The sequence below is a fragment of the Salmonella sp. SAL00653 genome (assembly GCF_046552515.1).
Taxonomy (GTDB): domain Bacteria; phylum Pseudomonadota; class Gammaproteobacteria; order Enterobacterales; family Enterobacteriaceae; genus Salmonella; species Salmonella enterica.
The window spans coordinates 446,405-472,306 of record NZ_JBGDTY010000001.1 but is presented as its reverse complement, the minus strand read 5'-3'; the positions used below and the strand labels follow the sequence as shown (position 1 = coordinate 472,306).

The following is a 25,902-nucleotide window of genomic DNA, read 5'->3' as shown; positions in this document are numbered from 1 at the left end:
AACATAGTTGAGGCTATATCTTAGATTATTGATTTTCAATAAGAAGTTTATATATTTTTTCCAGATCGTCGATATTGCGTACACGGATAAGCAAGCGTCGTTGTTCTAATTGCATCACCAGTACGCCGTCTTCCGATAAATTCATCTCTTTAATACGGTTATATTCTATCCAGACATTGGCGAAGAAAAAGCCACGTTGTTTAAAGATGATCCGTGGCGTGCGGATCCAGAATATATAAAACCCCATTAACGCCAGCGCGCTTAATAACCATGTGGTCATCTGCGCTCCGTGGCTGGTTACGTTGTTATAAATAAGGATGGCGACCAGCCCAACGAAGATAACGCTGTCTACGCGACCGCGGCGGAGCAGGGCTATAGAAAGCAGAGTGGGGCCATTGCGACGGGGCATGATGAACTGATCGTAGAGAGCGTAAGCCAATAATGCGGCAATAAAGAGAATCAGCACCAGGTCCGTGATAGTCATTTATCCTCCAGAGAAATAAAAAAACGGGGCCGTTTGGCCCCGGTAGTGTACAACAGCCTTACTGGCCCAGCAGCCCTACGGAGTAGCCGGCGATACCGATGACGAAGAAGCCCACGATAATCCACAGCGGGTTAACTTTCTTACGCAGCAGCCACATACAGGCAAAGGTCAACAGTAGCGGAACCAGACCCGGCATCAACTGGTCGAGAATGGTTTGCACGGTGGTAACGCGGGTCTGACCATCCTGACCGGTGATGGTGGAGACCACCAGCGGGATATTCACGTGCGTCCACTTGTTAACCAATGCCCCCATGACAAACAGGCCGAGGATTGACGCTCCCTCAGTCAGTTTTTGCAGGAAGCCGCCGCCCATATCTTTAACGATATCGACGCCTTTGCGGTAGCCATAAGCTACGCCATAATAGCGGGTCGCCAGACGCACCAGGTTAAACAGGATGAAAAACAGCAGCGGACCAAGCAGGCTGCCGCTCATTGCAATACCTGCGCCCAGCGCCGCGAATACTGGACGGACGGTACCCCAGAAGATAGGGTCGCCGACACCTGCCAGCGGTCCCATCAGACCGACTTTGATACCGTTGATAGCGCCATCGTCAATCTCTGCACCGTTCGCACGCTTTTCTTCCATTGCCAGGGTCACGCCCAGTACCGGCGCCGCAACGTAAGGATGAGTGTTAAAGAACTCCAGGTGACGTTTAATCGCCTGTTTACGCGCGTCATTATTCTCCGGATACAGGCGACGAATCGCCGGCACCATAGAGAAGCAGAAGCCCAGCGCTTGCATACGTTCGAAGTTCCATGACCCCTGGAACAGGTTAGAACGAAGAAATACGCCGCGAATATCGCTCGGAGTGAGTTTTTTCTCGGTGGTAGTTTTAGTCATATCAACCATTTCGCTCACCTGTTAGTCCAGTTCGTTATCGAGATCGTTATTGCCAGCAGCCGCTGCAGGCGCGCCCGCTACACGGTTGTATTTCGGGCTCAGCTGGATGTAAAGAATAGCCATCACTGCGCCGATGACACCCAGTGCGACCAGGTTGAAGTTTGTGAAAGCCGCGGTGACGAAACCGAGGTAGAAGAACGGCATCAGGTAGCCTGCGCGCATCATATTGATAACCATCGCATAACCAACCACGACGATCATGCCGCCGGCGATGTTCAGACCGCCTGTGACGACTTCAGGAATCGCATTCAGCATTCCCTGTACTTCGCTGGTGCCTACGGAGATGGCAACGATAACCGCCGGGATAGCGATACGCATTGCCTGCAGGAACAGAGAAGAAACGTGCAGCCAGGAGAGCGCCGTCAGGTTGCCGTTTTCAGCCGCCTTGTCCGCCGCGTGCTGGAATGCCACGGTGATGGTACGAACGATAATGGTCAGTACCTGGCCTGCCGCCGCCAGCGGAATCGCCAGCGCGATACCGGCGCCAATGCTTTGATGCCCGGCGATGACCAGAACGGTAGAGATGATGGACGCCAGTGCGGCATCAGGCGCAACGGCAGCACCGATGTTCATCCAGCCCAGAGCGATCATTTCCAGAGTACCGCCGATGATAATACCGGTTTTCATGTCCCCCAGAACGGCGCCGATTAAGGTACAGGCGATCAGCGGACGGTGGAACTGAAATTCATCAAGTACCGACTCCATACCCGCGATACATGCGACGATGAACACCAGCACAATCTGAAGAGTGGTAATCTCCATTGTACTTCTCCTATTGCTATCTTAAGTGTGAAAGCTAATTAAATGCCGGCGGTTATTTCGCCACTTTGGCAATTAAATCCATCATTTTCAGTTTCGGATCGGTGGAAACTTTACGCACCTCAAGCTCGATGCCGCGCTCGTTGAGCTTTTTAAAGGCTTCGATATCCTTTTCATCGACGGAAACGGCGTTGTTCACCTGCGTTTTACCTTGACGATAGGCCATACCGCCAATGTTCACGGAAGTGACTTTCACGCCGCCCTCAACGATGCGCTCGACGTCGGTAGGATTGGTAAACAGAAGCATCACGCGTTCGCCGGCGTATTTCGGGTTATTGTAGACGCGAATCATCTTCGCGACGTCAACCACATGCGCCGTAACGCCCGGCGGCGCAACTTGCGTCAGCAGCGTTTTACGAACGGTATCCGCCGCCACTTCATCGCTCACAACAATAATACGGCTGACATTGGTCTCTTTGGTCCAGCGGGTAGCGACCTGACCGTGAATGAGGCGGTCATCAATACGGGCAAGCCCGATAACCATATAATCATTCGGGCCCATCGGTTTTGCCGGTGCGGCCGCTTTTGGCGCGGCGGCGACTGGCGCTGGCGCGGCTTTTTCTACCGGTTTCGCTTTCAGCGCTTTTACGCCTTCACGACCGGTTTCTACCGCCAGTGCGACCAGCTCGTCAAAGCTCGGATCGTCGTCACGAGCCATAAACGTTTCGACCAGCATCGGGATGTTGACGCCGGCAATAACTTCATAGCGCTCTTTATCGACGACAATGCGGCTGGCAGCATTAAACGGACTGCCTCCCCATGTATCAACGAGAAATAGCACGCCTTTACTGGTATCGAGTTTAGCCAACTGAGCGTTGTACTTTTCGATCAGCGTTTCGGCATTTTCGCCTGGAACGAAATCGATCCAGCCGACGTTTTCCTGCTCGCCTAACAGCATTTCGGCTGTTTTAAGTAACTGCTCTGCAGCCCAACCATGTGTGCCTATAACAATAGCAATGGTCACTTGCTACCTCCTTTATTATTGTCAACACATCAACTTGACAGATGTATTTTTTGAATCGCCGTCCGCAAGCGAATCGATTCAGATGAGGGTTACAACGAAAAACGCATGATTTTCGTGAATTATTTTAGATATCGAAAAAAATATTTTGTGTGATGGAGATCCGTAATTTTGTTTTCGATAATGAGAAATTTCGAAGTGTAAAATATCCTGGTTACATCTCTTTGCAAAGGAAGGTAAATCTTTGCCAAAAACCAGTTGTCTCTGTTATGTTTAGCTTCCGTTTAATTAGAATGGGGTATAGGGCAGCAGCCCGTTGTATGGATCGTCACCGACGTCATTTCACTCTTTGGCCGTTTTGCGCCTGTCAATCTGGCATATCTTGCCATAGCCTTACTTTGTTTATTGCGTTACCGCCTGCATCCTTTGAGATGTTGTGGGCGCCGTTTAGTCATTCCTTAAGCAGGAGCTTGTCATGGAATTATTAATGGATCCCTCAATTTGGGTGGGTTTACTCACGCTCGTCGTCCTGGAAATTGTTCTGGGTATCGATAACCTGGTCTTTATCGCGATCCTCGCCGATAAATTGCCGCCAAAGCAGCGTGACAAAGCGCGTCTTATCGGGCTCTCGCTGGCGCTGATTATGCGTCTGGCGCTGCTGTCCATTATTTCGTGGCTGGTGACCTTAACAAAGCCGCTCTTTACCGTCTGGGATTTTACCTTCTCCGGCCGCGATTTAATTATGCTGCTGGGCGGTATATTCCTGCTGTTTAAAGCGACCACCGAGCTGCATGAACGTCTGGAAAACCGCGAGCATGACACCGGACACGGTAAAGGCTATGCGAGTTTCTGGGTGGTAGTCACGCAGATTGTCATCCTGGATGCGGTCTTCTCGCTGGACGCCGTGATTACGGCGGTAGGTATGGTAAACCATCTGCCGGTTATGATGGCGGCGGTGGGGATTGCGATGGCGGTGATGCTACTGGCGTCAAAACCGCTGACCCGTTTTGTCAACCAGCATCCGACGGTGGTGGTGCTCTGTCTGAGTTTCCTGCTGATGATCGGCTTGAGCCTGGTGGCGGAAGGGTTTGGTTTCCATATTCCGAAAGGCTACCTGTACGCGGCAATTGGTTTCTCGATCGTTATCGAGGTGTTTAACCAGATTGCGCGCCGCAACTTTATTCGTCATCAGTCCACGTTGCCGCTGCGCGCGCGTACTGCGGACGCTATCCTGCGTCTGATGGGCGGTAAACGCCAGGCGAGTACGCAACATGAAACGGATAGCCCGGCCGCGATATCGGTGTCGGAAGGCGCCTTCGCCGAAGAAGAACGCTACATGATTAACGGCGTACTGACTCTGGCGTCGCGCTCCCTGCGCGGCATTATGACGCCGCGAGGCGAAATTAGTTGGGTGGATGCGAATCTCAGCGTAGCTGAAATCCGTCAGCAGTTACTCTCTTCTCCGCATAGCCTGTTCCCGGTATGTCGGGGCGAGCTGGATGAAATTATCGGTATCGTTCGGGCGAAAGAGTTGCTGGTGGCGCTGGAAGAGGGCGCGGACGTTGCGGCTATCGCCGCGTCTTCTCCGGCGATAGTGGTGCCGGAAACGCTTGATCCTATCAATCTGTTAGGCGTTTTGCGTCGCGCGCGCGGCAGTTTCGTTATCGTCACTAACGAGTTCGGCGTGGTGCAGGGGCTGGTTACGCCGCTGGATGTGCTGGAAGCGATTGCCGGTGAGTTCCCGGATGCCGATGAAACGCCGGAAATCGTTGCCGATGCCGAGGGCTGGATAGTGAAGGGCGGCACCGATCTTCATGCGCTACAGCAGGCGCTGGAAGTTGACCATCTGGTGAACGAAGAGGGCGATATTGCGACGGTCGCGGGGTTAGTGATCGCCGCTAATGGCCATATTCCTCGTGTAGGCGATGTCATTGATGTTCCGCCACTGCGGATCACCATTGTCGAGGCCAACGACTATCGTGTCGATCTGGTTCGGATTGTTAAAGAACAGCCTGCCCACGACGAAGAGGAATAACGTCACACGCAGGAATCAAGTCTATAGATGCGGCATCGCGGACATAATCTGTCCGTTATGCCGGGTGGGCGGCGGCGCGCTGCCCGCCAGCCACTGTGGAAATTCGCTAATGGGCATCGGCTTCGCATAGAGATAGCCCTGTAACATTTGCACGCCATGCTGGCGCAAATGCTGTGCCTGCGTCTGGTTTTTGACCCCTTCCGCCACCAGCTCAATATTCAGTCTTTGCCCCAGCGCGATAATAATATCGGTCACCGTTGAATTGACCGCATCGGTACCGATGGCGGCGGTGAAGGATTTATCGATTTTTAAAATATCCGGCCGCAGTTTTTCCAGCCAGGAGAGCGAGCTGTTTCCTGTGCCAAAATCATCGATGGCTAACTTGACGCCTTTACGATGCAACTCGCGCATCAGGCGGTAATCAACGTCAAGCAACGCGTCGCGTTCCGTGAGCTCCAGCACCAGTTGCTGAACAGGTTCCGCACTAAACCAGTACTGATTAAGATCCTTGAGAAGCACGCCGTGTCGGAAATGGCTTGCCGCCACATTGATGCCGATATGAAACTGATGGTTGATGGGGAAGTAGTGCCGCTGCCGAATGGTTTCCGCAATCACATAGCGGGTCAGCGGCGCTATCAGGTTATGCTCCTCGGCGATAGGAATAAAAACATCCGGTGAGATCCAGCCCTGGCGCGGGTTATTCCAGCGTAACAGGATCTCAACGCCGGTACACTGCTGCGTGCGGGCATTAAGCAACGGCTGACAAAATAGCTCAAACTCCCGTTCGGCAAGGGCCAGATTAATCTCCCAGGAAAAGCTCATTCTGCTGGCCGTTGCCAGCCAGGCGATATAACTGATCAACAGGCTAAGCAATACGGCCAGCGGTAACTGTGTCGGGAGATGTTTGAACGCCAGTACGCCTGCCGACGGCCCGCTGACGCTGATAGTAAAAGGGAAATGCCGCGATGAAAGCTGGTAACGCTCTTCATCTTTTTTTAATTCCGGAAGAGTATCGACCACGCCCCGACCATATAACAGGTGCCGTTTGCCGACCGTCAGGCTGGCGCTGGTAATTTGCGGCTGCTGCGGCTCAAGTAGCATAGTCGCCAGCAAGTCAATATTCACAATTTCCATCACGCCATCCTGGCCATCGGCAGAGGCGGGATACCACTGAATGAGGATCGGGCTTCCCTTGAGTAACGATTGGTCTGTGGAAAGTAGCAGCAGATCGCCGACTGCGGGAAGATCGGGCTGAAGCTGGCGTATGGGAGTATTACGGGCGCCAAAAATGCTTGAGCAATAGAGAATTCCCTCTTTCACCAGCCCGATAGAACGAACGGTTTGCAGACGGGCGGCTTGCTTACGCAACGGCAGATGCGCGGTCGCGCACGGAAGCTCAAGCAAGGGGAGCAGTACGTTTCGTCCGACCTGGAGAGGATGCAAAACATTATCCAGCGCATCAACGGCATGATTCGCGAATGCAACCGTGCGATGGTGATTTAAGTTCCGCTCCGAAATAAATCGGATGCTCAGCGTAAGAATGAGCGTGACCAGTGCACAAATCGTGCAAACAATGAAACGATTACGGCGATAATGATTGATGATCCGTTGTGCTGTTTGCATGCGGGCCGCCCAATAAGCGTTGGCGACAAAAGCCAACCGCGACACAGCAAGTGTAGTGGGGAAACGTGGAGTCGACGAGGAAGAGATAAAAATTTCGCCCATCCGTAGCAGATGGGCGAAGGGAGGGGAAACGGCGTTTAATCACACTGGACTTTAATAGCCAACCCGCCGCGCGACGTTTCGCGGTATTTTGCGTTCATGTCTTTTCCGGTCTCGTACATCGTTTCGATGACTTTATCCAACGAGACGCGCGGCGCGCTGGTTCGACGCATGGCCATACGCGCAGCGTTGATCGCTTTAACCGAAGCAATGGCGTTACGTTCGATACACGGCACCTGCACCTGACCGGCAACCGGGTCGCAGGTCAGCCCCAGGTTATGCTCCATGCCGATTTCAGCGGCAACGCAAACCTGTTCCGGGCTGGCGCCCAGCAGTTCAGCAAGGCCTGCCGCCGCCATCGAACAGGCGACCCCGACTTCGCCCTGACAGCCGACTTCCGCGCCGGAAATAGACGCGTTCATCTTATACAGCGCGCCAATAGCGCCTGCCGCCAGGAAGTAGCGGGTGTAAATATCCGGGCTGACAGACTCAATAAAATGGTCGTAGTAAGCCAGTACCGCAGGCACGATGCCGCACGCGCCGTTGGTTGGCGCCGTCACGACGCGACCACCTGCGGCGTTCTCTTCGTTCACCGCCAGAGCAAACATGTTCACCCAGTCAATGACGTTCATCGGATCGCTGGAAAGCTTATCGCTGGAAACCAGCATACGACGCAGCGCAGAGGCGCGACGCGGTACGCGCAGCGGCCCCGGCAGCACGCCTTCGGTATTCATACCACGATCAATACAGGCCTGCATGGTCTGCCAGACGTGACCGAAATACTCTTCAATCTCTTTCTTGCTATGCAGCGCCAGTTCGTTTTGCATCACCATGCCGGAGAGTGAAAGGCCGGTACTGTTGCAATACTCCAGCATTTCTTTCGCCGATTTAAACGGATAAGGTACAGTAACCTCATTCGTCGCTTCCTGGCCGAAATGCTCTTCATCAACGATAAAGCCGCCGCCGATGGAATAGTACGTCTTGCTATAAATGACCGTGTCGTCATGCCAGGCGTGGATCTGCATCCCGTTTTCATGCAGCGGCAAATTGCCGTTGTGAAAACGCATTCCGTCATCTTTCGGGAAGTCGACTTCGTGACGTCCCTGGGCCAGTAACAGACGCTCGCGCGTTTCGACGTCGCGAATAAAACCGGGGATACTATCAATATCCACGGTAGCGGGTTCATTACCCGCCAGACCCATAATAATGGCGATATCGGTATGGTGACCTTTCCCCGTCAGCGACAGCGAGCCGTAGACATCGACAGCGACGCGGGTAACGTTATCCAGTAATCCTTTTTCGACCAGGTCATCGACGAACTGTTTACCGGCCTTCATCGGGCCAACAGTGTGGGAAGAGGAGGGACCAATCCCTACCTTAAACATGTCGAATAGGCTAATCACGATAATACTCCTGACAGGGCAACCGGGGCTTCCGGTTACTATGTTATAACTGCGCATAGTGTAAGAGGGAACGCTGGCATCAGCTTAACTATTCACATGAATTAAACTAATGAATAACCGCGTTTTTACTAATATTGCGACAGTAATCTCAAGTCGTGTCTTACGCGCGTAAAGTTAAGTATATACACGTTGCCCTTCAGGCTGCCTCTTTGGGGGAGGCGATTGTTACCGCCTTGAGGCAACGTGAATGGCGTTGTGTACAGTCAGGGCTTTACGCCGATTTGCAGCGCCAGCTCACGAAGAATGTTTGCGGTCATGCCCCAGACGAAATAATGCTCATACCAGGAGAGCCATACGCGGTGCGAATTGCCGCGACGGTAAACATCAAGCGGATGATATCGCCCCAGTTGCAACGCTTGCGCCAGCGGCATTTCAAACACCGCAGACACTTCATCTTCACTGGCGCGCCAGGGGAGATTTGGCGGAATAATGCCGACCACCGGGGTGACCTGAAAACCGGTCACGCTGTCTACCGGCGGTAAAACGCCAATCACTTCCACGGCTTGCGGCGGGATGGCGACTTCCTCCTGCGCTTCGCGAAGCGCTGCGGCGATAAGCGAAGCATCGGTACTGTCCACGGCCCCGCCGGGAAAGGCGACCTGTCCGGCGTGTTTGCGCAAATGAATAGCCCGCTGGGTCAACAGCAGCCCCGGCTGGGGGCGGCGAACCACAGGGATCAGTACGGCGGCCTGACGTTGATTTAACGTTTCATGAGTCATCTGCGGGCGCAAAAGCTGAAAGCGCGATAAGAAATGATCGAGCGTCAGACGGCTGGTATCCACGTATTAGTTCTCCAGTGGGTGCAGGATACGATTAACTTTATCAAAAGTTTCCTGATATTCCGCATCTTCGTTGCTATCGGCCACGATACCGCCGCCGGCTGAGCAATAGAGTTGGCCCTGCGTTGCCGTGACGGTGCGGATAGTAATACTGGTATCCATCTTGCCGCAGAAACTCAGATAACCGATGCTACCGCACCAGGCGTTGCGTCGCTGCGGCTCCAGTTCGTCGATAATTTCCATCGCCCGCACTTTAGGCGCGCCGGTAATGGAGCCGCCGGGGAAAGCCGCGCGCAGCAGATCGGTGGCATGAAGCGAGTCCGGTAAACGGGCGGTAATGGTGCTAACCAGATGGTGAACGGCAGGAAATGGTTCGACGATGAACAGTTCCGGCACTTTCACCGAACCCGGTACGGCGACCCGGCCAATATCGTTACGCATCAAATCGACGATCATCAAATTTTCAGCGCGATCTTTCATTGAGTTGGCCAGTTTCTGCGCCTGCTGACGATCCGCCTGCGGATCGTTAAGCCGTGGAAGCGTACCTTTGATCGGGTGCGTCTGGATATGACCATTCTCCAGTTGGATAAAACGCTCGGGAGAAAGGCTCAATATGGCGCCGTCATGTAAACGAAGAAAGGCGCTGAACGGGGTGCGATTGGCGCGGTTAAGGCGTTCGAAAGCCTGCCATTCATCACCCTCGTAGCTCGCCTGAAAACGCTGGGAAAGATTGACCTGATAGCAGTCCCCGCTGTGCAGCCAGGCCTGCACCTGACGAAACTTCTCGCCATACTCGCAACGCGTCATATTGGATTGCCAGGCTGAGGTAAGCCTGAAGGGCGTGCGGGTCGGCGCGCGCTGGCTGGTGAGCCAGCGATATCGGGCGTCTGCATCGTGATAGCTTATCAGCGACACTACCTGTTTATGGTGATCGACAATCAGCGCCCAGTCGTAAAGGCCAATCGCCATATCGGGTAAAGCGATATCGCGCGCGGCAGTATCGGGCAGAATTTCGAAACGCCGCCCTAAATCATAACCAAACAGACCCAGCGCGCCGCCCTGAAAGGGTAAGTCAGGGTCAGGCTGAGGATGAAAAGGCAGCGCCTCCAGTTGAGTCTGCAAAACGTGTAACGGATCGTCGAGAGTGACGGTAGTCGTGCGCGCAGTACATACCGTGGTTTCCTGCGCGCGCGTGGTCAGTGTGGTGACAGGATCGGCGACCAGAATATCAAAGCGGTTATAGGGATGAATAGCATCACCTGAATGCAGCAGCATCGCCCAGGGCAAATGGTTTACGGGCGCAAAATAGTGTTCAGCGGCGTCCGGACGCCAGGGTAAGGTGATAACAGTGGGAGATAACGTCTTCATCATTCCTGACTCGTTACAACACTACTGGCTTACCGCCGGGTAGCGTGAAATAATTAGCGCTAACAATTTAGCAGGAGTTAATCATGTTTGCAGGTTTACCTTCACTCAGTCATGAACAACAGCAAAAAGCCGTAGAACGTATCCAGGAATTGATGTCGCAAGGTATGAGTAGCGGAGAAGCGATTGCCCAGGTGGCGGGCGAACTTCGCGCCAACCATACCGGCGAACGGATAGTGGCGCGTTTTGAGGATGAAGACGAATAACCGGCTTATACCGCCGCGACAATCTTAATCTCAACTTTATATTTCGGATTCATTAACCCGGCCTGTACGGTACAGCGTACCGGCGCATGGCCTGCGACGACCCACGCATCCCACGCCTTATTCATGGCGGCAAAATCCGCTTTATCGCTCAGGAAAATAGTGGCATCCAGAATACGTGACTTACTGGAGCCCTGTTTTTCCAGCACCGCATCAATTTGCGCTAGAGTATTCGCCGTTTGCTCAAAAGCATCGGCGTCTAGGTTTTCCGGCACGCCGGTATACCACAGCGTATTATTGTAGATCACCACGTCTGACCAACGATCTTCGGCATCAATACGCACGATAGACATCACTTATTCCTCATTTGCTTTCCATTTGAATGGCTCAAGACTGCCACAATGTGGCGCCGCCGTCACCTCTGTAACTGGCGTAAGCCTTTCTACCCTGACATAATCCCCTGTGCAAATTAACAGGGGGCAGTGTGACGGACGATTTTGCAGCAGATGGCCAACTGGCCAAAGCGATAACCGGCTTTAAACCGCGCGAACCACAGCGACAAATGGCGGTTGCCGTAACACAAGCGATTGAAAATGCGCAGCCTCTGGTTGTTGAAGCCGGCACCGGAACCGGGAAGACCTATGCTTACCTCGCTCCGGCGTTGCGCGCCGGGAAAAAAGTCATTATTTCGACCGGGTCGAAAGCGTTGCAGGATCAACTCTACAGCCGCGATCTGCCGACGGTAGCAAAAGCGTTGGCGTTTACCGGTAAGACGGCCCTGTTGAAAGGACGTTCAAACTACCTCTGCCTGGAGCGGCTGGAACAACAAGCGCTGGCGGGCGGCGATTTACCGGTACAAACGTTAAGCGACGTGATATTGCTGCGCTCCTGGTCAAATCAGACGCGGGATGGCGATATCAGCACCTGCGTCAGCGTGGCGGAGGATTCCCAGGCCTGGCCGTTGGTCACCAGTACCAACGACAACTGCCTTGGCAGCGATTGCCCGCTCTACAAAGAGTGCTTTGTGGTGAAAGCGCGTAAAAAGGCGATGGACGCGGATGTGGTGATTGTAAACCACCACCTATTTCTTGCGGATATGGTGGTTAAAGAGAGCGGGTTTGGCGAACTTATCCCTCAGGCTGAAGTAATGATCTTCGATGAAGCCCACCAACTGCCTGACATCGCCAGCCAGTATTTCGGACAATCGCTCTCCAGCCGTCAGTTGCTGGATTTAGCAAAAGACATCACTATCGCCTACCGGACGGAACTGAAAGACACTCAACAGTTGCAAAAATGCGCCGATCGCCTTGCCCAGAGCGCCCAGGATTTTCGTCTGCAACTGGGGGAGCCCGGCTACCGGGGAAATTTGCGTGAACTGTTAGCCGACTCGCGTATCCAACGGGCATTTTTACTGCTGGATGATACGCTGGAGCTTTGTTACGACGTGGCGAAGCTGTCGCTGGGCCGTTCGGCGCTGCTGGATGCGGCTTTTGAACGCGCCACGCTATACCGTTCACGGCTGAAACGCTTAAAAGAGATCAATCAGCCGGGATACAGCTACTGGTATGAGTGCACCTCGCGCCATTTCACCCTGGCGCTGACGCCGCTCACCGTGGCGGACAAATTCAAAGAGGTGATGGAACAGAAACCCGGTAGCTGGATTTTTACCTCGGCCACGTTATCGGTAAATGATGATCTTCACCACTTTACCGCCCGTCTGGGAATTGAACAGGCAGAATCCATGCTGCTGCCCAGCCCATTCGACTATACGCGCCAGGCGTTACTCTGCGTACCGCGTAACCTACCGCAAACCAACCAGCCCGGCGCGGCGCGACAGTTGGCGGCTATGCTCAGGCCGATTATTGAAGCCAATAACGGGCGATGTTTTATGCTGTGCACCTCACACGCCATGATGCGCGATTTGGCGGAGCAGTTTCGCGCCACCATGACGCTGCCGGTATTGTTGCAAGGGGAAACCAGTAAAGGCCAACTGTTACAGCAATTTGTTAGCGCCGGCAACGCACTGCTCGTCGCCACCAGCAGCTTCTGGGAAGGGGTGGACGTGCGCGGCGATACGTTATCGTTGGTGATTATCGACAAATTGCCGTTTACCTCCCCGGACGACCCGCTGTTAAAAGCGCGAATGGAAGACTGTCGTTTGCGCGGCGGCGATCCGTTTGATGAGGTTCAACTGCCCGACGCGGTGATTACGCTGAAGCAGGGAGTAGGGCGGCTGATTCGCGATGCGGACGATCGCGGGGTGTTAGTGATTTGTGATAACCGGCTGGTGATGCGGCCCTATGGCGCCACGTTTCTCGCTAGCCTGCCTCCTGCGCCGCGCACGCGTGATATCGCCCGTGCCGTTCGCTTTCTTGCGATTCCATCCGCCGAGTAATTTGTTACGGAGTATGGTAAGATGCGCGCTATTTTATTGATCTAAGCACGAAACCTCATGCGAATTCTGGCTATCGATACCGCCACAGAGGCCTGTTCTGTCGCCCTGTGGAACAACGGTACTATCAATGCTCACTTTGAGCTTTGTCCACGAGAACACACTCAACGTATCCTGCCCATGGTGCAGGAGATTCTGGCCGCCAGCGGCGCCTCGCTCAATGAGATAGATGCGCTGGCGTTTGGGCGCGGTCCGGGCAGCTTTACCGGCGTGCGTATCGGCATTGGTATTGCGCAAGGGCTGGCGTTAGGGGCAAATCTGCCGATGATCGGTGTTTCAACGCTTGCCACGATGGCGCAGGGTGCATGGCGTAAAACCGGCGCGACCCGCGTACTCGCCGCGATTGATGCGCGGATGGGCGAAGTGTACTGGGCGGAATACCAGCGTGATGCGCAGGGCGTCTGGCAGGGCGAAGAGACGGAAGCGGTGCTGAAACCGGAACGAGTCGGCGAGCGGTTGAAACAGCTTTCCGGCGAGTGGGCGACGGTAGGAACGGGTTGGTCCGCGTGGCCCGATCTGGCGAAGGAGTGCGGCCTGACGCTTCATGATGGGGAGGTGTCGCTCCCGGCAGCGGAAGATATGCTGCCCATCGCCAGTCAAAAGCTGGCGGCAGGAGAGACCGTTGCCGTGGAACATGCCGAGCCGGTTTATTTGCGTAACGAAGTGGCGTGGAAGAAACTTCCCGGCAAAGAATGACTCTCACTACTATTACCCCCCATACTTTATGCTGTGGGGTGGAATAGAGGTCGAGAAAAAGGAGTCGCATCATGGCGGTTCAAAAACGGTTAATAAAAGGGGCGCTGGCGTGCGCTTTTGCGCTTATGCTGAGCGGTTGCGTGACTATCCCGGATGCCATTAAAGGTTCGAGTCCGACGCCACAGCAGGATTTGGTGCGGGTGATGAATGCGCCACAGCTCTATATCGGGCAAGAGGCGCGTTTCGGCGGCAAAGTTGTGGCGGTGCAAAATCAGCAGGGAAAAACCCGGCTTGAAATCGCGACCGTACCGCTTGATAGCGGCGCGCGTCCTGTTCTGGGCGAAGCCTCGCGCGGCAGAATTTTTGCCGATGTGAACGGTTTTCTGGACCCGGTGGACTTCCGTGGCCAGTTAGTTACCGTTGTCGGCCCGATAACCGGCACGGTTGACGGTAAAATCGGCAATACGCCGTATAAATTTATGCTGATGCAGGCTACCGGCTATAAACGCTGGCATCTTGTTCAGCAGGTCGTCATGCCTCCACAGCCGATCGATCCGTGGTTTTACGGCGGACGCGCCTGGCCTTATGGCTATGGCGGTTGGGGATGGTATAACCCTGGACCCGCGGAGGTTCAGACGATAGTAACAGAGTAACTCTTTGTTTTATCAATAAAAGAAACAGCGGCTGGTCCGCTGTTTCTGCATTCATAGAGACATAATAAAAATAAATAGTGACGCGCTTCGCAACCTTTCAGTTGCGTAATTAATAAACTGGTACGCTGAGTTAATATAATGTTAACGACTTGTTTATTAACTGGGGTTGTGATGACGACGAACACTCATTTTAGAGGTGATGCATTGAAGAAGGTTTGGCTTAACCGTTATCCTGCTGATGTTCCGGCGGAGATCAACCCTGACCGTTATCAATCCCTGGTTGAACTGTTTGAACATGCGGCGACGCGCTATGCCGATCAGCCTGCGTTCGTCAATATGGGGGAGGTAATGACCTTCCGTAAATTAGAAGAACGTAGTCGGGCATTTGCGGCTTATTTACAACAAGGGCTGGGACTCAAAAAAGGCGACCGTGTGGCGCTGATGATGCCAAACCTGTTGCAGTATCCCGTCGCGCTATTTGGTATTTTACGCGCCGGCATGATTGTGGTGAACGTTAACCCGCTGTACACGCCGCGCGAACTTGAGCATCAGCTTAACGATAGCGGCGCGGCGGCAATCATTATTGTTTCTAACTTTGCCCATACGCTGGAAAAAGTGGTCGAGAAAACGTCGGTACAGCACGTTATTCTGACGCGGATGGGCGACCAGCTTTCAACCGCCAAAGGTACGGTTGTTAACTTTGTCGTGAAATACATCAAGCGTCTGGTGCCAAAATACCACTTGCCAGATGCGATCTCGTTTCGCAGCGCGCTACAGCATGGCTACCGTATGCAGTATGTCAAACCCGAGGTTATCGCTGAAGATCTGGCTTTCCTGCAATATACCGGCGGTACGACGGGCGTGGCGAAAGGCGCGATGTTGACCCACCGCAATATGCTGGCGAATCTGGAGCAGGTGAAAGCAACCTATGGGCCGCTGCTGCACCCGGGGAAAGAGCTGGTAGTGACCGCGCTGCCGCTGTATCACATTTTTGCCTTAACCATGAACTGTCTGCTTTTTATCGAGCTGGGTGGGCAAAACCTGCTGATTACCAATCCGCGTGATATCCCCGGTCTGGTCAAGGAGTTGGCGAAATATCCATTTACGGCGATGACTGGCGTTAATACGCTATTCAACGCCCTGCTCAATAATAAAGAGTTTCAACAGCTGGATTTTTCTTCGCTGCATCTGTCAGCCGGCGGCGGGATGCCGGTGCAAAACGTCGTTGCGGAACGTTGGGTAAAGCTGACCGGGCAATACCTGCTGGAAGGCTACGGGCTGACCGAGTGCGCCCCGCTGGTGAGCGTCAACCCGCATGATATTGATTATCACAGCGGCAGTATCGGCCTGCCTGTACCGTCAACAGAAGCCAAACTGGTGGATGACGATGATAACGAAGTCGCGCCGGGTGAGGCCGGAGAGCTTTGCGTGAAAGGCCCTCAGGTTATGCTGGGATACTGGCAGCGTCCTGACGCGACGGATGAAATCATTAAAGATGGCTGGCTGCATACGGGCGATATTGCGGTTATGGATGAAGACGGCTTTCTGCGGATTGTCGATCGTAAGAAAGATATGATTCTGGTTTCTGGTTTCAACGTTTATCCAAACGAAATTGAAGATGTGGTGATGCAGCATTCTGGCGTGCAGGAAGTCGCGGCGGTTGGCGTGCCTTCCGGTAGTAGCGGCGAAGCGGTGAAGCTTTTTGTGGTTAAGAAAGATCCGGCATTGACTGACGATGCGTTGATCACCTTCTGCCGTCGCCATCTGACCGGATATAAGGTGCCCAAACAGGTCGCGTTTCGCGAGGAATTACCAAAATCTAACGTTGGGAAAATTTTACGACGAGAACTGCGTGACGAAGCCCGTGGCAAAGTAGACAATAAAGCCTGAGCGTTAAGTCAGCTAACGAGAGACGCCGGTTAAGCCGGCGTTTTTTTGGCGCGAACCAAAGAGAACACGATTTGAATTACCAAATGATTGAAACGGACGATGCGCTGGCGAGCCTGTGTGAGGCTGTCCGCGCATGTCCGGCTATTGCTTTAGATACGGAATTTGTCCGTACCCGCACCTATTACCCGCAGTTAGGATTGATCCAGTTATTTGACGGGGCAAATGTCGCCCTGATCGATCCGCTCGGCATCAGCGACTGGTCGCCGTTAAAAGCGGTGCTGCGCGATACGGGAATCACCAAATTTCTGCACGCGGGTAGCGAAGATCTGGAAGTATTTCTGAATGCGTTTGGCGAACTGCCGGAACCCCTGATTGATACGCAAATTCTGGCGGCGTTTTGCGGGCGCCCGCTGTCGTGGGGGTTTGCGGCGATGGTAGAAGAGTATACGGGCGTGGCGCTGGATAAAAGCGAGTCTCGTACCGACTGGTTAGCCCGGCCTTTAAGCGAACGTCAGTGTGAATACGCGGCGGCGGATGTCTGGTATCTGTTACCGATCGCCAAAAAGCTGATGATTGAAACTGAAGCCGCAGGATGGCTGCCTGCCGCGCTTGATGAATGCCGATTGATGCAGCAGCGTCGTCAGGAGATTCAGGCACCGGAAGAAGCATGGCGGGATATCACTAATGCCTGGCAACTGCGTACCCCCCAGTTAGCCTGTCTGCAACTTTTAGCTGACTGGCGGCTGCGTAAGGCGCGTGAGCGCGATATGGCGGTGAACTTTGTTGTGCGTGAAGAAAATCTGTGGGCGGTCGCGCGTTATATGCCGGGCAGTCTCGGTGAGCTGGATAGCTTGGGGCTTTCCGGCAGCGAGATTCGTTTTCACGGCAAGACGTTGATATCGCTGGTGGCGAAAGCACAGGCGTTACCGGAAGAGGCATTGCCGGAACCCCTGTTGAATCTGATGGACATGCCGGGCTATCGCAAAGCGTTTAAGGCCATCAAAGCGCTGGTGGCGGAGGTGAGCGCGTCGCATCACGTCAGCGGCGAGCTACTGGCATCGCGTCGGCAGATTAATCAGTTGCTTAACTGGCACTGGAAATTAAAACCGCAAAATGGGCAACCGGAATTGATTTCCGGCTGGCGCGCCGAACTGATGGCGGAGAAGTTAACTCTTCTGTTGCAGGAGTATCCGCGTTAACGACGGTAATTGCCGGGAAAACGGCCAGTGAAATAAATGTCCGTATTCGGAATAATGTAAAAAAATAAAAAAGGCAGATTCTTCTGCCTTTTTTAATCCAGGAATTTTCCCATAAAAGAGCTTATTTTGACTCTTCGGCTTCCGGCAGCGTTACGTTAAGTTCAAGGATGGAGATATCACCATCTTTTTGCTCAAGCTGGACGGTAACCATTTCCGGATCGATTTGTACGTATTTACAAATGACCTCAAGAATATCTTTACGTAACTGCGGTAAATAATGCGGTTCGGCATCGCTACGGCGACGTTCCGCGACAATGATTTGCAACCGCTCTTTTGCAATATTAGCGGTACTCTTTTTCCGCGAGAGAAAAAAATCCAGTAATGCCATAATTTATCCTCCGAACAGGCGTTTGAGGAAACCTTTCTTCTCTTCTTCAATGAAGCGGAAAGGACGTTCTTCTCCCAACAGACGATCTACGGTATCTGCATAGGCTTTACCCGCATCCGCAGTGGCGTCAAGAATCACCGGTTCGCCCTGGTTCGATGCGCGCAGTACGGATTGATCTTCCGGGATCACCCCGACGAGTTTAATACGCAGAATCTCCAGTACATCTTCCATGCTGAGCATGTCGCCTTTATTTACGCGGCCTGGATTGTAGCGCGTCAACAGGAGATGTTCTTTAATCGGTTCTTCGCCATTTTCTGCGCGACGAGATTTCGATGCCAGAATACCCAGAATACGGTCCGAGTCACGGACAGAAGAGACTTCCGGGTTGGTCGTGATGATCGCTTCATCGGCAAAATAGAGCGCCATCAGCGCCCCGGTTTCGATGCCCGCCGGCGAGTCGCAAACGATGAACTCAAAGTCCATCGCTTTCAGTGAGTCCAGTACCTTAGCGACGCCTTCGCGCGTTAGCGCGTCTTTATCCCGGGTCTGCGACGCCGGAAGAATGAAGAGATTTTCAGTACGCTTATCTTTGATCAGCGCCTGATTCAGTGTCGCATCGCCCTGAATGACGTTTACAAAATCGTAAACGACACGACGTTCGCACCCCATAATCAGATCGAGGTTACGCAGTCCGATATCAAAATCAATGACGACAGTTTTCTTTCCCTTCTGGGCCAAACCTGTAGCGATGGCCGCGCTGGAGGTGGTCTTGCCAACGCCCCCTTTACCCGAAGTAACAACAATAATGCGTGCCATAAAAATTCCTTGTTAAAAAGGGATCAATTCAACGGTTGAACTGTCAAAGCGTTGTCTGCTAAACGCAGGCGCGCCGCTTTGCCATAAAATTCTGCCGGGATTTTATCACTCAGCCAGTAAACACCTGCGATAGAGACCAGTTCTGCCGTCAGATGGGTACAAAAAATTTGCGCTTCCCGATCGCCGCTCGCCCCTGCCAGCGCGCGACCTCTCATCATGCCATAGACATGGATATTGCCGTCAGCGATAAGCTCTGCGCCAGCGCTGACGTGACTTGTAACAATCAGATCACATTGTGGAGCATAAATGCGCTGACCGGAACGAACCGGAACATCAATTAATCGCGTTTTTGTGATGGGATTAGCGTTTTGCGGCGGCTCGCTGGGCGTTGCCGGCTCAACGGGCGCAGGCCGAACCGCTTTCTCTTTACCTTCAGTCAGTAAAGGAAGACCCATCCGATCGATTTCTACTTTCAGGCTGGCGTCTTTACAGCCGCTCACGCCGATAATGCGTAAGCCGGTTGAGGTCACGATCTTATGCAGTTCCGGCCAGTTTACCGGGCTTTCAAGACCGCTAACGTTAATAACGACAGGGGCGTGTTTTAAAAACGCAGGAGCCTGCGCTATTTTGTCTTCTAACGCCTGACGAATAACCTCTGGTTCCGCTTCATGCAAATGAACCACTGATAAGGTGAAGCTACTGCCTTTAAGCTCGATTGGCGTGTTTGACATCCTGGCCTTACTCAATTTGCTATTTATCATCTCCGATACGGAGTGATATTCCGAAGTCCAGAAGGCATGTTATAGTCAGTATTATATTGAGGCAAGTCACCATCCCGTTAATTCAGAGTAAAAGTATGTTTTGTGTGATCTATCGAAGTAGCAAGCGCGATCAAACCTATTTGTATGTCGAAAAAAAAGACGATTTTTCGCGGGTGCCTGAAGCATTGATGAAAGGATTCGGTCAGCCGCAGTTAGCGATGATGCTGCCGCTTGATGGACGTAAAAAATTAGTCAATGCCGAGCTCGAAAAAGTAAAACAGGCGTTAAGCGAGCAGGGCTATTATTTACAATTGCCGCCGCCGCCGGAAGATTTGCTGAAACAACATCTTTCTTCGGTGGGACAAAATACGTCGCCCGCTGACCGTTAAACGGTATTCGGCGCCGCGCCTGAATTCCATCATGATCTTAGGGGAAAATATGTATCAACATCGTAACTGGCAAGGCGCCTTGCTTGATTACCCGGTAAGTAAAGTGGTCTGCGTGGGCAGTAATTACGCAAATCACATCAAGGAGATGGGCAGCGCGACGCCGGAAGAACCCGTGCTTTTTATCAAGCCGGAAACCGCATTGTGTGATATTCGCCAGCCGCTGGCGATTCCGGCGGATATGGGCGCTGTTCATCATGAAGTTGAGCTTGCCGTGCTGATTGGCGCAACGCTCCGCCAGGCGACCGAAGATCATGTACGTAAAGCGATAGCCGGTTATGGCGTGGCGCTTGATTTAACCCTGCGCGATATTCAAGGGAAAATGAAAAAGGCCGGACAGCCCTGGGAAAAAGCCAAAGGTTTTGATAACGCATGTCCGATTTCAGGCTTCATCCCTGTCGCGGCCTTCTGCGGCGATCCGCAAAATACGGTTATCGGACTTAACGTTAATGGCGAGGTTCGCCAGCAAGGGTCGACCGCGGATATGATTCATCCTATTGTGCCCCTTATCGCCTATATGAGCCGCTATTTTACGCTCAAAGCCGGGGACGTGGTGCTAACCGGCACGCCGGCAGGCGTGGGGCCATTATTAAGCGGCGATGAGCTGGACATTCGTTTTAATGGCGAAACGTTGTCTACCCGCGTTCTGTAAAATCTGCTTGCCGCCTTCAGCGGTGGTAAAACTTGCATCTGCAGGCCAGACTGGTTATAAGGTGCAGCTTTAGTGCAATGGCGGATACTTTAATGAGCGATACACCTTTCTGGCAACGTAAAACCCTGGATGAAATGACCGATGCCGAGTGGGAGTCGCTGTGCGATGGCTGCGGTCAATGCTGCCTGCATAAGCTGATGGATGAAGATACAGATGAAATCTACTTCACCAACGTGGCGTGCAGGCAATTAAATATCAAAACGTGCCAGTGCCGTCATTATGAACGCCGTTTTGAATTTGAACCCGACTGTATCAAACTCACTCGCGAAAACTTGCCAGACTTTGAATGGTTGCCGATGACCTGCGCCTACCGTTTGTTAGCGGAAGGTAAGCCCTTGCCGACGTGGCATCCGCTGCTGACTGGATCGAAAGCCGCTATGCATGGCGAGCGAATTTCTGTCCGTCATATCGCGGTTAAAGAATCTGAAGTACGGGACTGGCAGGATCATATTTTAAATAAACCGTCGTGGGCAGAATAAGTCTTCGGCAAAACGGCTGATTGTTTACAATTCTTTAATTTACGCCGGGCGGCCCCTGAAACCAGGAATTGCGTGCAAATTCCGTCACCTGGCGTTATCACCGCCTTCTATTCCTCCCTCACGCGCCTTGTCGCTGCGCTCGCGCACGTATGGCGGCGACTCTATACTTTCAAAGCAGTATATCGCTGCCTATCCTGAGGAGTTACCCCATGAATAACCAACCGTTGCGCGTTTCAAAGGATCAGCCCAGGAAGCCTGATAAGACACCCGAAGACGAAGGAAAAAATCCAAAGAAAAACCAAAAGTAGTGCTGTAGGGTATCTTTAATAACTATGGTTCGTTGGAGGCTTTATGTCTGAACGTCCTGATTTAGTCGATCCATTACCAGAGGATGACCCGCTTCCTGGTGAAAATATTCCGGACACGCCAGAGGGAGACGATCCTCTCGACCCGGATACCCAGAATGAGGTTGAAGATCCTCGTAGATAGCGTCTTGTGCTATTAACCAACCGCCTGATGCACCGTCTGCGCCAGGCGGTTTTTTACATCTTCTAAAGCGAAACATCCTGATAATCCTCAGAAAGATAGCCTATAATTTTTTGTACGTTAAAATAGTAGCGCGTCCATGACGACACTGTCTTATTTGCGCTTAGCCGTTTGCGAGTTCAAAGGAGGAAATCAATGAACAGCGAAGAGTTGACACATAAAGCAGAAGAGGAAATCGCGGCACTCATTAGCAAAAAGGTTGCCGAACTACGGAAGAAAACCGGGCAAGAGGTTTCCGAAATAGAGTTCGCGCCGCGAGAAACGATGAAAGGGCTTGAGGGATACCACGTTAAAATTAAACTACTCTAGCGTTTAATTAGCGCCATTAATCACCTGGCTACTGGGCGGGACCCGCCCAGTGGTGACTGGTTTACCGATGTCAGGCTTTTTTCTGTTGATACATTTCCTCGCCCTGATGGTCTTCCTCTACCCAAAAATGAATGTTGAACCGCGCATCATCGCTCAGCTCTACCCGATGCCAGTATTGCGGCGGACTGGTGGCGAATTGCCCGGCATTAATCACCACTTTCACTTCTGGTTCTGTCGCGGTTTCATTCGCAAAGCCATAGTAGGTCACGGTGCCTTCCATCACGCAGAGTTGTCCGAAAACGCCTGCCGCTGTGTTGTGATGAGAGAGCAGTGCCGCCGGAACATTCTCTTTGGTGAAAAAGGGGGTAGAGCGTTTAACTTTCCAGTTTGCTGGGATGCGTAAGTGGGACATAAGACATCTCCCTGATGTGGTGATTAAAAGATGTATTTAATATACACCTTTTAATCACTGGCAAACAACGCTTCGGGCAAAAAAAACGCTCCCGAAGGAGCGTGTGTATCAACGACCGAACAGGTCGCGTTTTTTAGGCTTAAATGCCTGGGCTATGACGACGGCTATCGCCACCACAAGGTAAGCGGCAAAGATCCCCAACAGCCATTGCGGCATCTCCAGCGTTAAAAACGACCACTGGCGCTCGGCGCAATCACCGGATGCCACAAACACCTGCGGTAGCCATTTACCCAACGGTAACCAGTCTGGAAAGCGCGCCATAAAGTCACAGGTCATGAACGGCGAGGGATGCAACTGAATCATCGTATGTTCATACGCCAGTTGTAGACCCCGCCAGGCGCTGTAAATCCAGATAACCATTGCCACGTATCGCAGCGGCGTTTTCGGCGCTATTGCGCCGACCAGACCCGCGCCCATCACGCCAAACAGGGCGCAACGTTCGTAAATACATAGCACGCAAGGTTTAAGTAACATGACGTGCTGGAACCACAGCGCCACCATTTCCAGCGCCAGGGCGGTAAACGCCATCAGTAACCATGCGCCCCGACCCCGTGAGCACTGGTTTAAAAATCGCAACATAATAATTTCCCTGCAACATGCGTAGAGACCGCAGTGTAAACCAATTCAATTCGTGCGCCACTAGCGGGAAATGAAATAATGTGTAATTGGATAATTATCAGGCAAAAATCGGAGCCGGGCGGTGTATTGCCCGGCCAAACGTTACGAAAGCGTTGCTAACCATCCTGCCTGAGTCATCCATTCGGTGGCCGGCGCAAGAGTGAATTCGACGCACAGTAGCCCTATCAGGGTCAGTACGATAGTGTACGGTAACGCCATCCAGACCATACGGCCATAGGAGAGACGGATTAACGGCGCCAGCGCGGAGGTCAGCAGGAATAAGAATGCCGCCTGACCATTTGGCGTCGCTACCGATGGCAGGTTAGTACCGGTATTGATGGCCACAGCTAACAGCTCAAACTGTTTTAAGCTGATAGCGCCGTTTTCCATTGCCGCCTTCGCTTCGTTGATATAAATGGTGCCGACAAAGACGTTATCTGAGATGGAGGACAACAGGCCGTTAAAGAGATAGAACAGCGTTAGCTGCGCGTGTTCAGAGGCTTGCAAGACGAACTGAATAATCGGCGCGAAAAGATGTTGATCGATAATAACCGCCACAATGGAGAAGAAAACGGTTAACAGCGCAGTAAACGGCAGCGACTCGGTAAACGCTTTGCCGATGGCGTGTTCATCGGTGACACCCGTTAACGCGGTGGCCAGAATAATGACCGACAGACCAATCAGTCCCACCTCCGCGAGATGGAGGGCGAGGGCGGTAACCAGCCAGACGCCAATAACCGCCTGGACTATTAGTTTAATTTTATCCTGGCGGGTGCGCTTCTTACGGCTTTGATCGTCGAATTGCTGCAAGACGTCGCGGACTTTTTCGGGCAACGTTTCGCCATAGCCAAACCAGCGCATTTTCTCGACCAGCATACAGGTTAACAGTCCACATACCAGTACCGGGACGGTGACAGGCGACATCCGCAAAAAGAAGTCGCCGAAATGCCAGCCAGCCGCTTTAGCGATGATCAGGTTTTGCGGCTCCCCGACCATGGTCATGACACCGCCCAGCGCCGTCCCCACGCCTGCATGCATCATCAGGCTACGCAAGAATCCGCGGAATTGCTCCAGCACCGTTTTGTAATGCGGATCGATATGGCTGTCGTCCAGCATATCGTTCTCTTCGCCGCGCGATGAGGCCACACGATGGTAAATCCCGTAAAAACCGACGGCGACGCTGATCACCACCGCAACGACGGTAAGCGCGTCAAGGAAAGCCGACAAGAATGCGGCGGCGACGCAAAAGGCCAGCGACAGAACCATCTTCGAGCGGATACTGAGTAACAGACGGGTAAAAATAAACAGCAATAACTGCTTCATAAAGTAGATGCCTGCCACCATAAACATCAGCAGCAGCAAGACTTCCAGGTTGGCGGCAACCTCTTCACGTACATGGGCGGCGCTGGTCATACCGATGATAACGGCTTCAATGGCCAGTAACCCGCCGGGCAGCAGGGGGTAACACTTTAACGCCATCGCCAGAGTGAAGATAAACTCTGCCACCAGCAGCCAACCGGCAATAAAGGGATTAGCTAAGAAAATAAATGGGTTAACAATTAAAAAGACAAGTAGTGCCAGTTTGTACCAGTCGGGCGACTGGCCTAAAAAGTTGCGCCACATGGCGCGACCCCATGAGATCTCCATGAAATTTTTCCTTACCTAGAAAAATGAAATAGCGTTTTTATGTTTAAACACAGAGAGTAGCGAGCGCGACGAATGCAAGCAAGTCCTTAACGATATTGGCAGGCGATATCAGAAATGGTGCCTTGATCCCCTTTTTCTTCATTGCGTCCGCTATCAGGTGTTACGCCCGTCTGGTATGATGAGTACAACTATGTTTTGCTGTGTAATGGAAATCTCACTATGGTCATTAAGGCGCAGAGCCCGGCGGGTTTCGCGGAAGAGTATATTATTGAAAGTATCTGGAATAACCGCTTTCCTCCTGGCACGATCTTACCGGCAGAACGAGAACTCTCCGAACTGATCGGCGTGACGCGCACGACATTACGCGAGGTGTTACAGCGGCTGGCGCGAGATGGCTGGCTGACCATTCAGCATGGCAAACCGACAAAGGTTAATAATTTTTGGGAAACGTCAGGGCTGAATATCCTTGAAACGCTGGCCCGCCTTGATCATGAAAGCGTTCCGCAACTGATCGACAATTTGTTGTCGGTGCGTACCAATATTTCTACTATCTTTATTCGTACCGCGTTGCGTCAACACCCGGATAAGGCGCAGGAAGTGCTGGCCACTGCCCACGAAGTGGCCGACCATGCCGATGCATTCGCCGATCTGGACTATAACATCTTTCGTGGTCTGGCATTCGCCTCCGGCAATCCTATTTACGGCTTGATCCTGAACGGCATGAAAGGGTTATACACCCGCATTGGTCGCCACTATTTCGCCAATTCGGAAGCGCGCAGTCTGGCACTGGGTTTCTATCATAAATTATCGTCGTTATGCGAGCAGGGCGCGCACGACCAGGTGTATGAAACGGTGCGACGTTACGGGCATGACAGCGGCGAGATTTGGCATCGGATGCAGAAAAATCTGCCCGGCGATTTAGCGATTCAGGGACGATAATCCCGCGATGCCCGGTAAGCGCAAACA

29 protein-coding genes are annotated in these 25,902 nt (G+C 52.7%); 14 read left to right on the top strand and 15 right to left on the bottom strand.

The features are described 5' to 3' along the window. Nucleotides 1-25: 25 nt before the first annotated feature. From ACLJRU_RS02380 to manX, 4 genes are read right to left on the bottom strand one after another with little or no spacing between them, the layout of a single operon-like run. A complete protein-coding gene (locus ACLJRU_RS02380; RefSeq protein WP_000156280.1) occupies nucleotides 26-484 on the bottom strand; it encodes a DUF986 family protein in 459 nt (152 codons plus the stop codon). Between the two features lie 58 nt (nucleotides 485-542). Then, the gene (locus ACLJRU_RS02375; protein WP_001518647.1) at nucleotides 543-1,394 is read right to left on the bottom strand and encodes a PTS mannose transporter subunit IID; all 852 of its coding nucleotides are present in this window, start codon (nucleotides 1,392-1,394) and stop codon (nucleotides 543-545) included. A gap of 12 nt (nucleotides 1,395-1,406) precedes the next feature. Beyond that, nucleotides 1,407-2,207, bottom strand: coding sequence for a PTS mannose transporter subunit IIC (gene manY / locus ACLJRU_RS02370; RefSeq protein WP_000406918.1), 801 nt, complete (start codon nucleotides 2,205-2,207; stop codon nucleotides 1,407-1,409). Between the two features lie 52 nt (nucleotides 2,208-2,259). After that, nucleotides 2,260-3,228: a PTS mannose transporter subunit IIAB gene (gene manX / locus ACLJRU_RS02365; RefSeq protein WP_000150521.1), complete on the bottom strand. Its 969-nt coding sequence runs from the start codon at nucleotides 3,226-3,228 to the stop codon at nucleotides 2,260-2,262. Nucleotides 3,229-3,380: 152 nt separating this feature from the next. On the opposite strand from manX, the gene ACLJRU_RS02360 reads away from it, so the two are divergent. Then, nucleotides 3,381-3,713, top strand: a complete 333-nt coding sequence (locus ACLJRU_RS02360; protein ID WP_011233029.1) for a protein YoaL — start codon at nucleotides 3,381-3,383, stop codon at nucleotides 3,711-3,713. Continuing rightward, nucleotides 3,701-5,260, top strand: a complete 1,560-nt coding sequence (gene yoaE, locus ACLJRU_RS02355; RefSeq protein ID WP_023235001.1) for a CNNM family cation transport protein YoaE — start codon at nucleotides 3,701-3,703, stop codon at nucleotides 5,258-5,260. The genes ACLJRU_RS02360 and yoaE overlap by 13 nt, the downstream gene beginning before the upstream one ends. A gap of 21 nt (nucleotides 5,261-5,281) precedes the next feature. On the opposite strand, the gene ACLJRU_RS02350 is transcribed toward yoaE, so the two are convergent. The 4 genes from ACLJRU_RS02350 to pabB form a co-directional block, all read right to left on the bottom strand. Beyond that, on the bottom strand, nucleotides 5,282-6,883 hold the full coding sequence (locus ACLJRU_RS02350; protein ID WP_023235000.1) for an EAL domain-containing protein: 1,602 nt from the start codon (nucleotides 6,881-6,883) through the stop codon (nucleotides 5,282-5,284). Nucleotides 6,884-7,020: 137 nt separating this feature from the next. Continuing rightward, nucleotides 7,021-8,385: an L-serine ammonia-lyase gene (sdaA, locus tag ACLJRU_RS02345; protein WP_000624277.1), complete on the bottom strand. Its 1,365-nt coding sequence runs from the start codon at nucleotides 8,383-8,385 to the stop codon at nucleotides 7,021-7,023. 263 nt (nucleotides 8,386-8,648) lie between these two features. Next, nucleotides 8,649-9,227 (bottom strand): CoA pyrophosphatase, encoded by a 579-nt coding sequence (locus ACLJRU_RS02340; protein ID WP_000381544.1) that lies wholly within the window; start codon nucleotides 9,225-9,227, stop codon nucleotides 8,649-8,651. 3 nt (nucleotides 9,228-9,230) lie between these two features. Then, nucleotides 9,231-10,595 carry an aminodeoxychorismate synthase component 1 gene (gene pabB / locus ACLJRU_RS02335; RefSeq protein WP_001540198.1) on the bottom strand — a complete coding sequence of 455 codons (1,365 nt, stop codon included), beginning with the start codon at nucleotides 10,593-10,595 and terminating at the stop codon, nucleotides 9,231-9,233. 80 nt (nucleotides 10,596-10,675) lie between these two features. Between pabB and ACLJRU_RS02330 the strand changes: the two genes are divergently transcribed. Further along, nucleotides 10,676-10,855, top strand: a complete 180-nt coding sequence (locus tag ACLJRU_RS02330) for a YoaH family protein (protein ID WP_000457328.1) — start codon at nucleotides 10,676-10,678, stop codon at nucleotides 10,853-10,855. A 5-nt stretch (nucleotides 10,856-10,860) separates the two neighbouring features. Here the strand turns inward: ACLJRU_RS02330 and ACLJRU_RS02325 are convergent, their stop codons facing one another. Beyond that, a complete protein-coding gene (locus tag ACLJRU_RS02325; RefSeq protein ID WP_000029550.1) occupies nucleotides 10,861-11,205 on the bottom strand; it encodes a RidA family protein in 345 nt (114 codons plus the stop codon). A gap of 131 nt (nucleotides 11,206-11,336) precedes the next feature. Between ACLJRU_RS02325 and ACLJRU_RS02320 the strand changes: the two genes are divergently transcribed. The 5 genes from ACLJRU_RS02320 (at nucleotide 11,337) to rnd (ending at nucleotide 17,742) form a co-directional block, all read left to right on the top strand. Next, complete coding sequence (locus ACLJRU_RS02320; RefSeq protein ID WP_000128807.1) at nucleotides 11,337-13,247, top strand: ATP-dependent DNA helicase; 1,911 nt, start codon at nucleotides 11,337-11,339, stop codon at nucleotides 13,245-13,247. Nucleotides 13,248-13,304: 57 nt separating this feature from the next. Next, nucleotides 13,305-14,000 carry a tRNA (adenosine(37)-N6)-threonylcarbamoyltransferase complex dimerization subunit type 1 TsaB gene (gene tsaB / locus ACLJRU_RS02315; protein WP_001221014.1) on the top strand — a complete coding sequence of 232 codons (696 nt, stop codon included), beginning with the start codon at nucleotides 13,305-13,307 and terminating at the stop codon, nucleotides 13,998-14,000. A gap of 71 nt (nucleotides 14,001-14,071) precedes the next feature. Next, entirely contained in the window at nucleotides 14,072-14,653 is a 582-nt protein-coding gene (locus ACLJRU_RS02310; RefSeq protein ID WP_000290594.1) for a Slp family lipoprotein, read from the top strand. A gap of 204 nt (nucleotides 14,654-14,857) precedes the next feature. Further along, on the top strand, nucleotides 14,858-16,543 hold the full coding sequence (gene fadD / locus ACLJRU_RS02305) for a long-chain-fatty-acid--CoA ligase FadD (RefSeq protein WP_001540195.1): 1,686 nt from the start codon (nucleotides 14,858-14,860) through the stop codon (nucleotides 16,541-16,543). A gap of 71 nt (nucleotides 16,544-16,614) precedes the next feature. Beyond that, complete coding sequence (gene rnd, locus ACLJRU_RS02300; protein ID WP_023236775.1) at nucleotides 16,615-17,742, top strand: ribonuclease D; 1,128 nt, start codon at nucleotides 16,615-16,617, stop codon at nucleotides 17,740-17,742. A gap of 121 nt (nucleotides 17,743-17,863) precedes the next feature. Here rnd and minE read toward each other — a convergent pair whose 3' ends face one another. From minE to minC, 3 genes are read right to left on the bottom strand one after another with little or no spacing between them, the layout of a single operon-like run. Then, entirely contained in the window at nucleotides 17,864-18,130 is a 267-nt protein-coding gene (minE, locus tag ACLJRU_RS02295) for a cell division topological specificity factor MinE (protein ID WP_001185666.1), read from the bottom strand. A gap of 3 nt (nucleotides 18,131-18,133) precedes the next feature. Beyond that, on the bottom strand, nucleotides 18,134-18,946 hold the full coding sequence (gene minD / locus ACLJRU_RS02290; protein ID WP_000101047.1) for a septum site-determining protein MinD: 813 nt from the start codon (nucleotides 18,944-18,946) through the stop codon (nucleotides 18,134-18,136). Nucleotides 18,947-18,969: 23 nt separating this feature from the next. Then, entirely contained in the window at nucleotides 18,970-19,677 is a 708-nt protein-coding gene (minC, locus tag ACLJRU_RS02285) for a septum site-determining protein MinC (RefSeq protein ID WP_000072527.1), read from the bottom strand. Between the two features lie 125 nt (nucleotides 19,678-19,802). On the opposite strand from minC, the gene ACLJRU_RS02280 reads away from it, so the two are divergent. The 5 genes from ACLJRU_RS02280 to ACLJRU_RS02260 all read left to right on the top strand — a co-directional run bounded on the left by ACLJRU_RS02280 (nucleotide 19,803) and on the right by ACLJRU_RS02260 (nucleotide 22,199). Beyond that, on the top strand, nucleotides 19,803-20,096 hold the full coding sequence (locus ACLJRU_RS02280) for a YcgL domain-containing protein (RefSeq protein ID WP_001525604.1): 294 nt from the start codon (nucleotides 19,803-19,805) through the stop codon (nucleotides 20,094-20,096). A 49-nt stretch (nucleotides 20,097-20,145) separates the two neighbouring features. Further along, nucleotides 20,146-20,805, top strand: coding sequence for a fumarylacetoacetate hydrolase family protein (locus tag ACLJRU_RS02275; protein WP_001519895.1), 660 nt, complete (start codon nucleotides 20,146-20,148; stop codon nucleotides 20,803-20,805). A 92-nt stretch (nucleotides 20,806-20,897) separates the two neighbouring features. Then, the gene (locus ACLJRU_RS02270) at nucleotides 20,898-21,344 is read left to right on the top strand and encodes a YcgN family cysteine cluster protein (protein ID WP_001285703.1); all 447 of its coding nucleotides are present in this window, start codon (nucleotides 20,898-20,900) and stop codon (nucleotides 21,342-21,344) included. A 351-nt stretch (nucleotides 21,345-21,695) separates the two neighbouring features. Next, nucleotides 21,696-21,833: a hypothetical protein gene (locus tag ACLJRU_RS02265; RefSeq protein ID WP_001540194.1), complete on the top strand. Its 138-nt coding sequence runs from the start codon at nucleotides 21,696-21,698 to the stop codon at nucleotides 21,831-21,833. A gap of 192 nt (nucleotides 21,834-22,025) precedes the next feature. Continuing rightward, a complete protein-coding gene (locus ACLJRU_RS02260; RefSeq protein ID WP_001083582.1) occupies nucleotides 22,026-22,199 on the top strand; it encodes a GnsA/GnsB family addiction module toxin in 174 nt (57 codons plus the stop codon). Nucleotides 22,200-22,269: 70 nt separating this feature from the next. Here the strand turns inward: ACLJRU_RS02260 and ACLJRU_RS02255 are convergent, their stop codons facing one another. The 3 genes from ACLJRU_RS02255 to nhaB all read right to left on the bottom strand — a co-directional run bounded on the left by ACLJRU_RS02255 (nucleotide 22,270) and on the right by nhaB (nucleotide 24,936). Continuing rightward, a complete protein-coding gene (locus tag ACLJRU_RS02255; RefSeq protein WP_000018967.1) occupies nucleotides 22,270-22,611 on the bottom strand; it encodes a DUF1971 domain-containing protein in 342 nt (113 codons plus the stop codon). A gap of 108 nt (nucleotides 22,612-22,719) precedes the next feature. Beyond that, nucleotides 22,720-23,250 (bottom strand): disulfide bond formation protein DsbB, encoded by a 531-nt coding sequence (gene dsbB, locus ACLJRU_RS02250; RefSeq protein WP_000943475.1) that lies wholly within the window; start codon nucleotides 23,248-23,250, stop codon nucleotides 22,720-22,722. Nucleotides 23,251-23,391: 141 nt separating this feature from the next. Beyond that, nucleotides 23,392-24,936: a Na(+)/H(+) antiporter NhaB gene (nhaB, locus tag ACLJRU_RS02245; RefSeq protein WP_000406438.1), complete on the bottom strand. Its 1,545-nt coding sequence runs from the start codon at nucleotides 24,934-24,936 to the stop codon at nucleotides 23,392-23,394. A gap of 219 nt (nucleotides 24,937-25,155) precedes the next feature. Between nhaB and fadR the strand changes: the two genes are divergently transcribed. Next, nucleotides 25,156-25,875 carry a fatty acid metabolism transcriptional regulator FadR gene (fadR, locus tag ACLJRU_RS02240; protein ID WP_000234827.1) on the top strand — a complete coding sequence of 240 codons (720 nt, stop codon included), beginning with the start codon at nucleotides 25,156-25,158 and terminating at the stop codon, nucleotides 25,873-25,875. Nucleotides 25,876-25,902: the final 27 nt, after the last annotated feature.

Excerpts from the sequence above, each read along its gene's own strand:
- ACLJRU_RS02325 (WP_000029550.1), bottom strand. The coding sequence starts at position 11,205 with ATGTCTATCGTGCGTATTGATGCCGAAGATCGTTGGTCAGACGTGGTG.
- yoaE (WP_023235001.1), top strand. The coding sequence starts at position 3,701 with ATGGAATTATTAATGGATCCCTCAATTTGGGTGGGTTTACTCACGCTC.
- minC (WP_000072527.1), bottom strand. The coding sequence starts at position 19,677 with ATGTCAAACACGCCAATCGAGCTTAAAGGCAGTAGCTTCACCTTATCA.
- ACLJRU_RS02255 (WP_000018967.1), bottom strand. The coding sequence starts at position 22,611 with ATGTCCCACTTACGCATCCCAGCAAACTGGAAAGTTAAACGCTCTACC.
- ACLJRU_RS02350 (WP_023235000.1), bottom strand. The coding sequence starts at position 6,883 with ATGCAAACAGCACAACGGATCATCAATCATTATCGCCGTAATCGTTTC.
- dsbB (WP_000943475.1), bottom strand. The coding sequence starts at position 23,250 with ATGTTGCGATTTTTAAACCAGTGCTCACGGGGTCGGGGCGCATGGTTA.
- nhaB (WP_000406438.1), bottom strand. The coding sequence starts at position 24,936 with ATGGAGATCTCATGGGGTCGCGCCATGTGGCGCAACTTTTTAGGCCAG.
- ACLJRU_RS02280 (WP_001525604.1), top strand. The coding sequence starts at position 19,803 with ATGTTTTGTGTGATCTATCGAAGTAGCAAGCGCGATCAAACCTATTTG.
- ACLJRU_RS02275 (WP_001519895.1), top strand. The coding sequence starts at position 20,146 with ATGTATCAACATCGTAACTGGCAAGGCGCCTTGCTTGATTACCCGGTA.
- ACLJRU_RS02380 (WP_000156280.1), bottom strand. The coding sequence starts at position 484 with ATGACTATCACGGACCTGGTGCTGATTCTCTTTATTGCCGCATTATTG.
- minE (WP_001185666.1), bottom strand. The coding sequence starts at position 18,130 with ATGGCATTACTGGATTTTTTTCTCTCGCGGAAAAAGAGTACCGCTAAT.
- pabB (WP_001540198.1), bottom strand. The coding sequence starts at position 10,595 with ATGATGAAGACGTTATCTCCCACTGTTATCACCTTACCCTGGCGTCCG.
- fadR (WP_000234827.1), top strand. The coding sequence starts at position 25,156 with ATGGTCATTAAGGCGCAGAGCCCGGCGGGTTTCGCGGAAGAGTATATT.
- ACLJRU_RS02330 (WP_000457328.1), top strand. The coding sequence starts at position 10,676 with ATGTTTGCAGGTTTACCTTCACTCAGTCATGAACAACAGCAAAAAGCC.
- ACLJRU_RS02265 (WP_001540194.1), top strand. The coding sequence starts at position 21,696 with ATGTCTGAACGTCCTGATTTAGTCGATCCATTACCAGAGGATGACCCG.
- manY (WP_000406918.1), bottom strand. The coding sequence starts at position 2,207 with ATGGAGATTACCACTCTTCAGATTGTGCTGGTGTTCATCGTCGCATGT.
- ACLJRU_RS02360 (WP_011233029.1), top strand. The coding sequence starts at position 3,381 with ATGGAGATCCGTAATTTTGTTTTCGATAATGAGAAATTTCGAAGTGTA.
- ACLJRU_RS02375 (WP_001518647.1), bottom strand. The coding sequence starts at position 1,394 with ATGGTTGATATGACTAAAACTACCACCGAGAAAAAACTCACTCCGAGC.
- ACLJRU_RS02270 (WP_001285703.1), top strand. The coding sequence starts at position 20,898 with ATGAGCGATACACCTTTCTGGCAACGTAAAACCCTGGATGAAATGACC.
- ACLJRU_RS02260 (WP_001083582.1), top strand. The coding sequence starts at position 22,026 with ATGAACAGCGAAGAGTTGACACATAAAGCAGAAGAGGAAATCGCGGCA.
- tsaB (WP_001221014.1), top strand. The coding sequence starts at position 13,305 with ATGCGAATTCTGGCTATCGATACCGCCACAGAGGCCTGTTCTGTCGCC.
- ACLJRU_RS02310 (WP_000290594.1), top strand. The coding sequence starts at position 14,072 with ATGGCGGTTCAAAAACGGTTAATAAAAGGGGCGCTGGCGTGCGCTTTT.
- minD (WP_000101047.1), bottom strand. The coding sequence starts at position 18,946 with ATGGCACGCATTATTGTTGTTACTTCGGGTAAAGGGGGCGTTGGCAAG.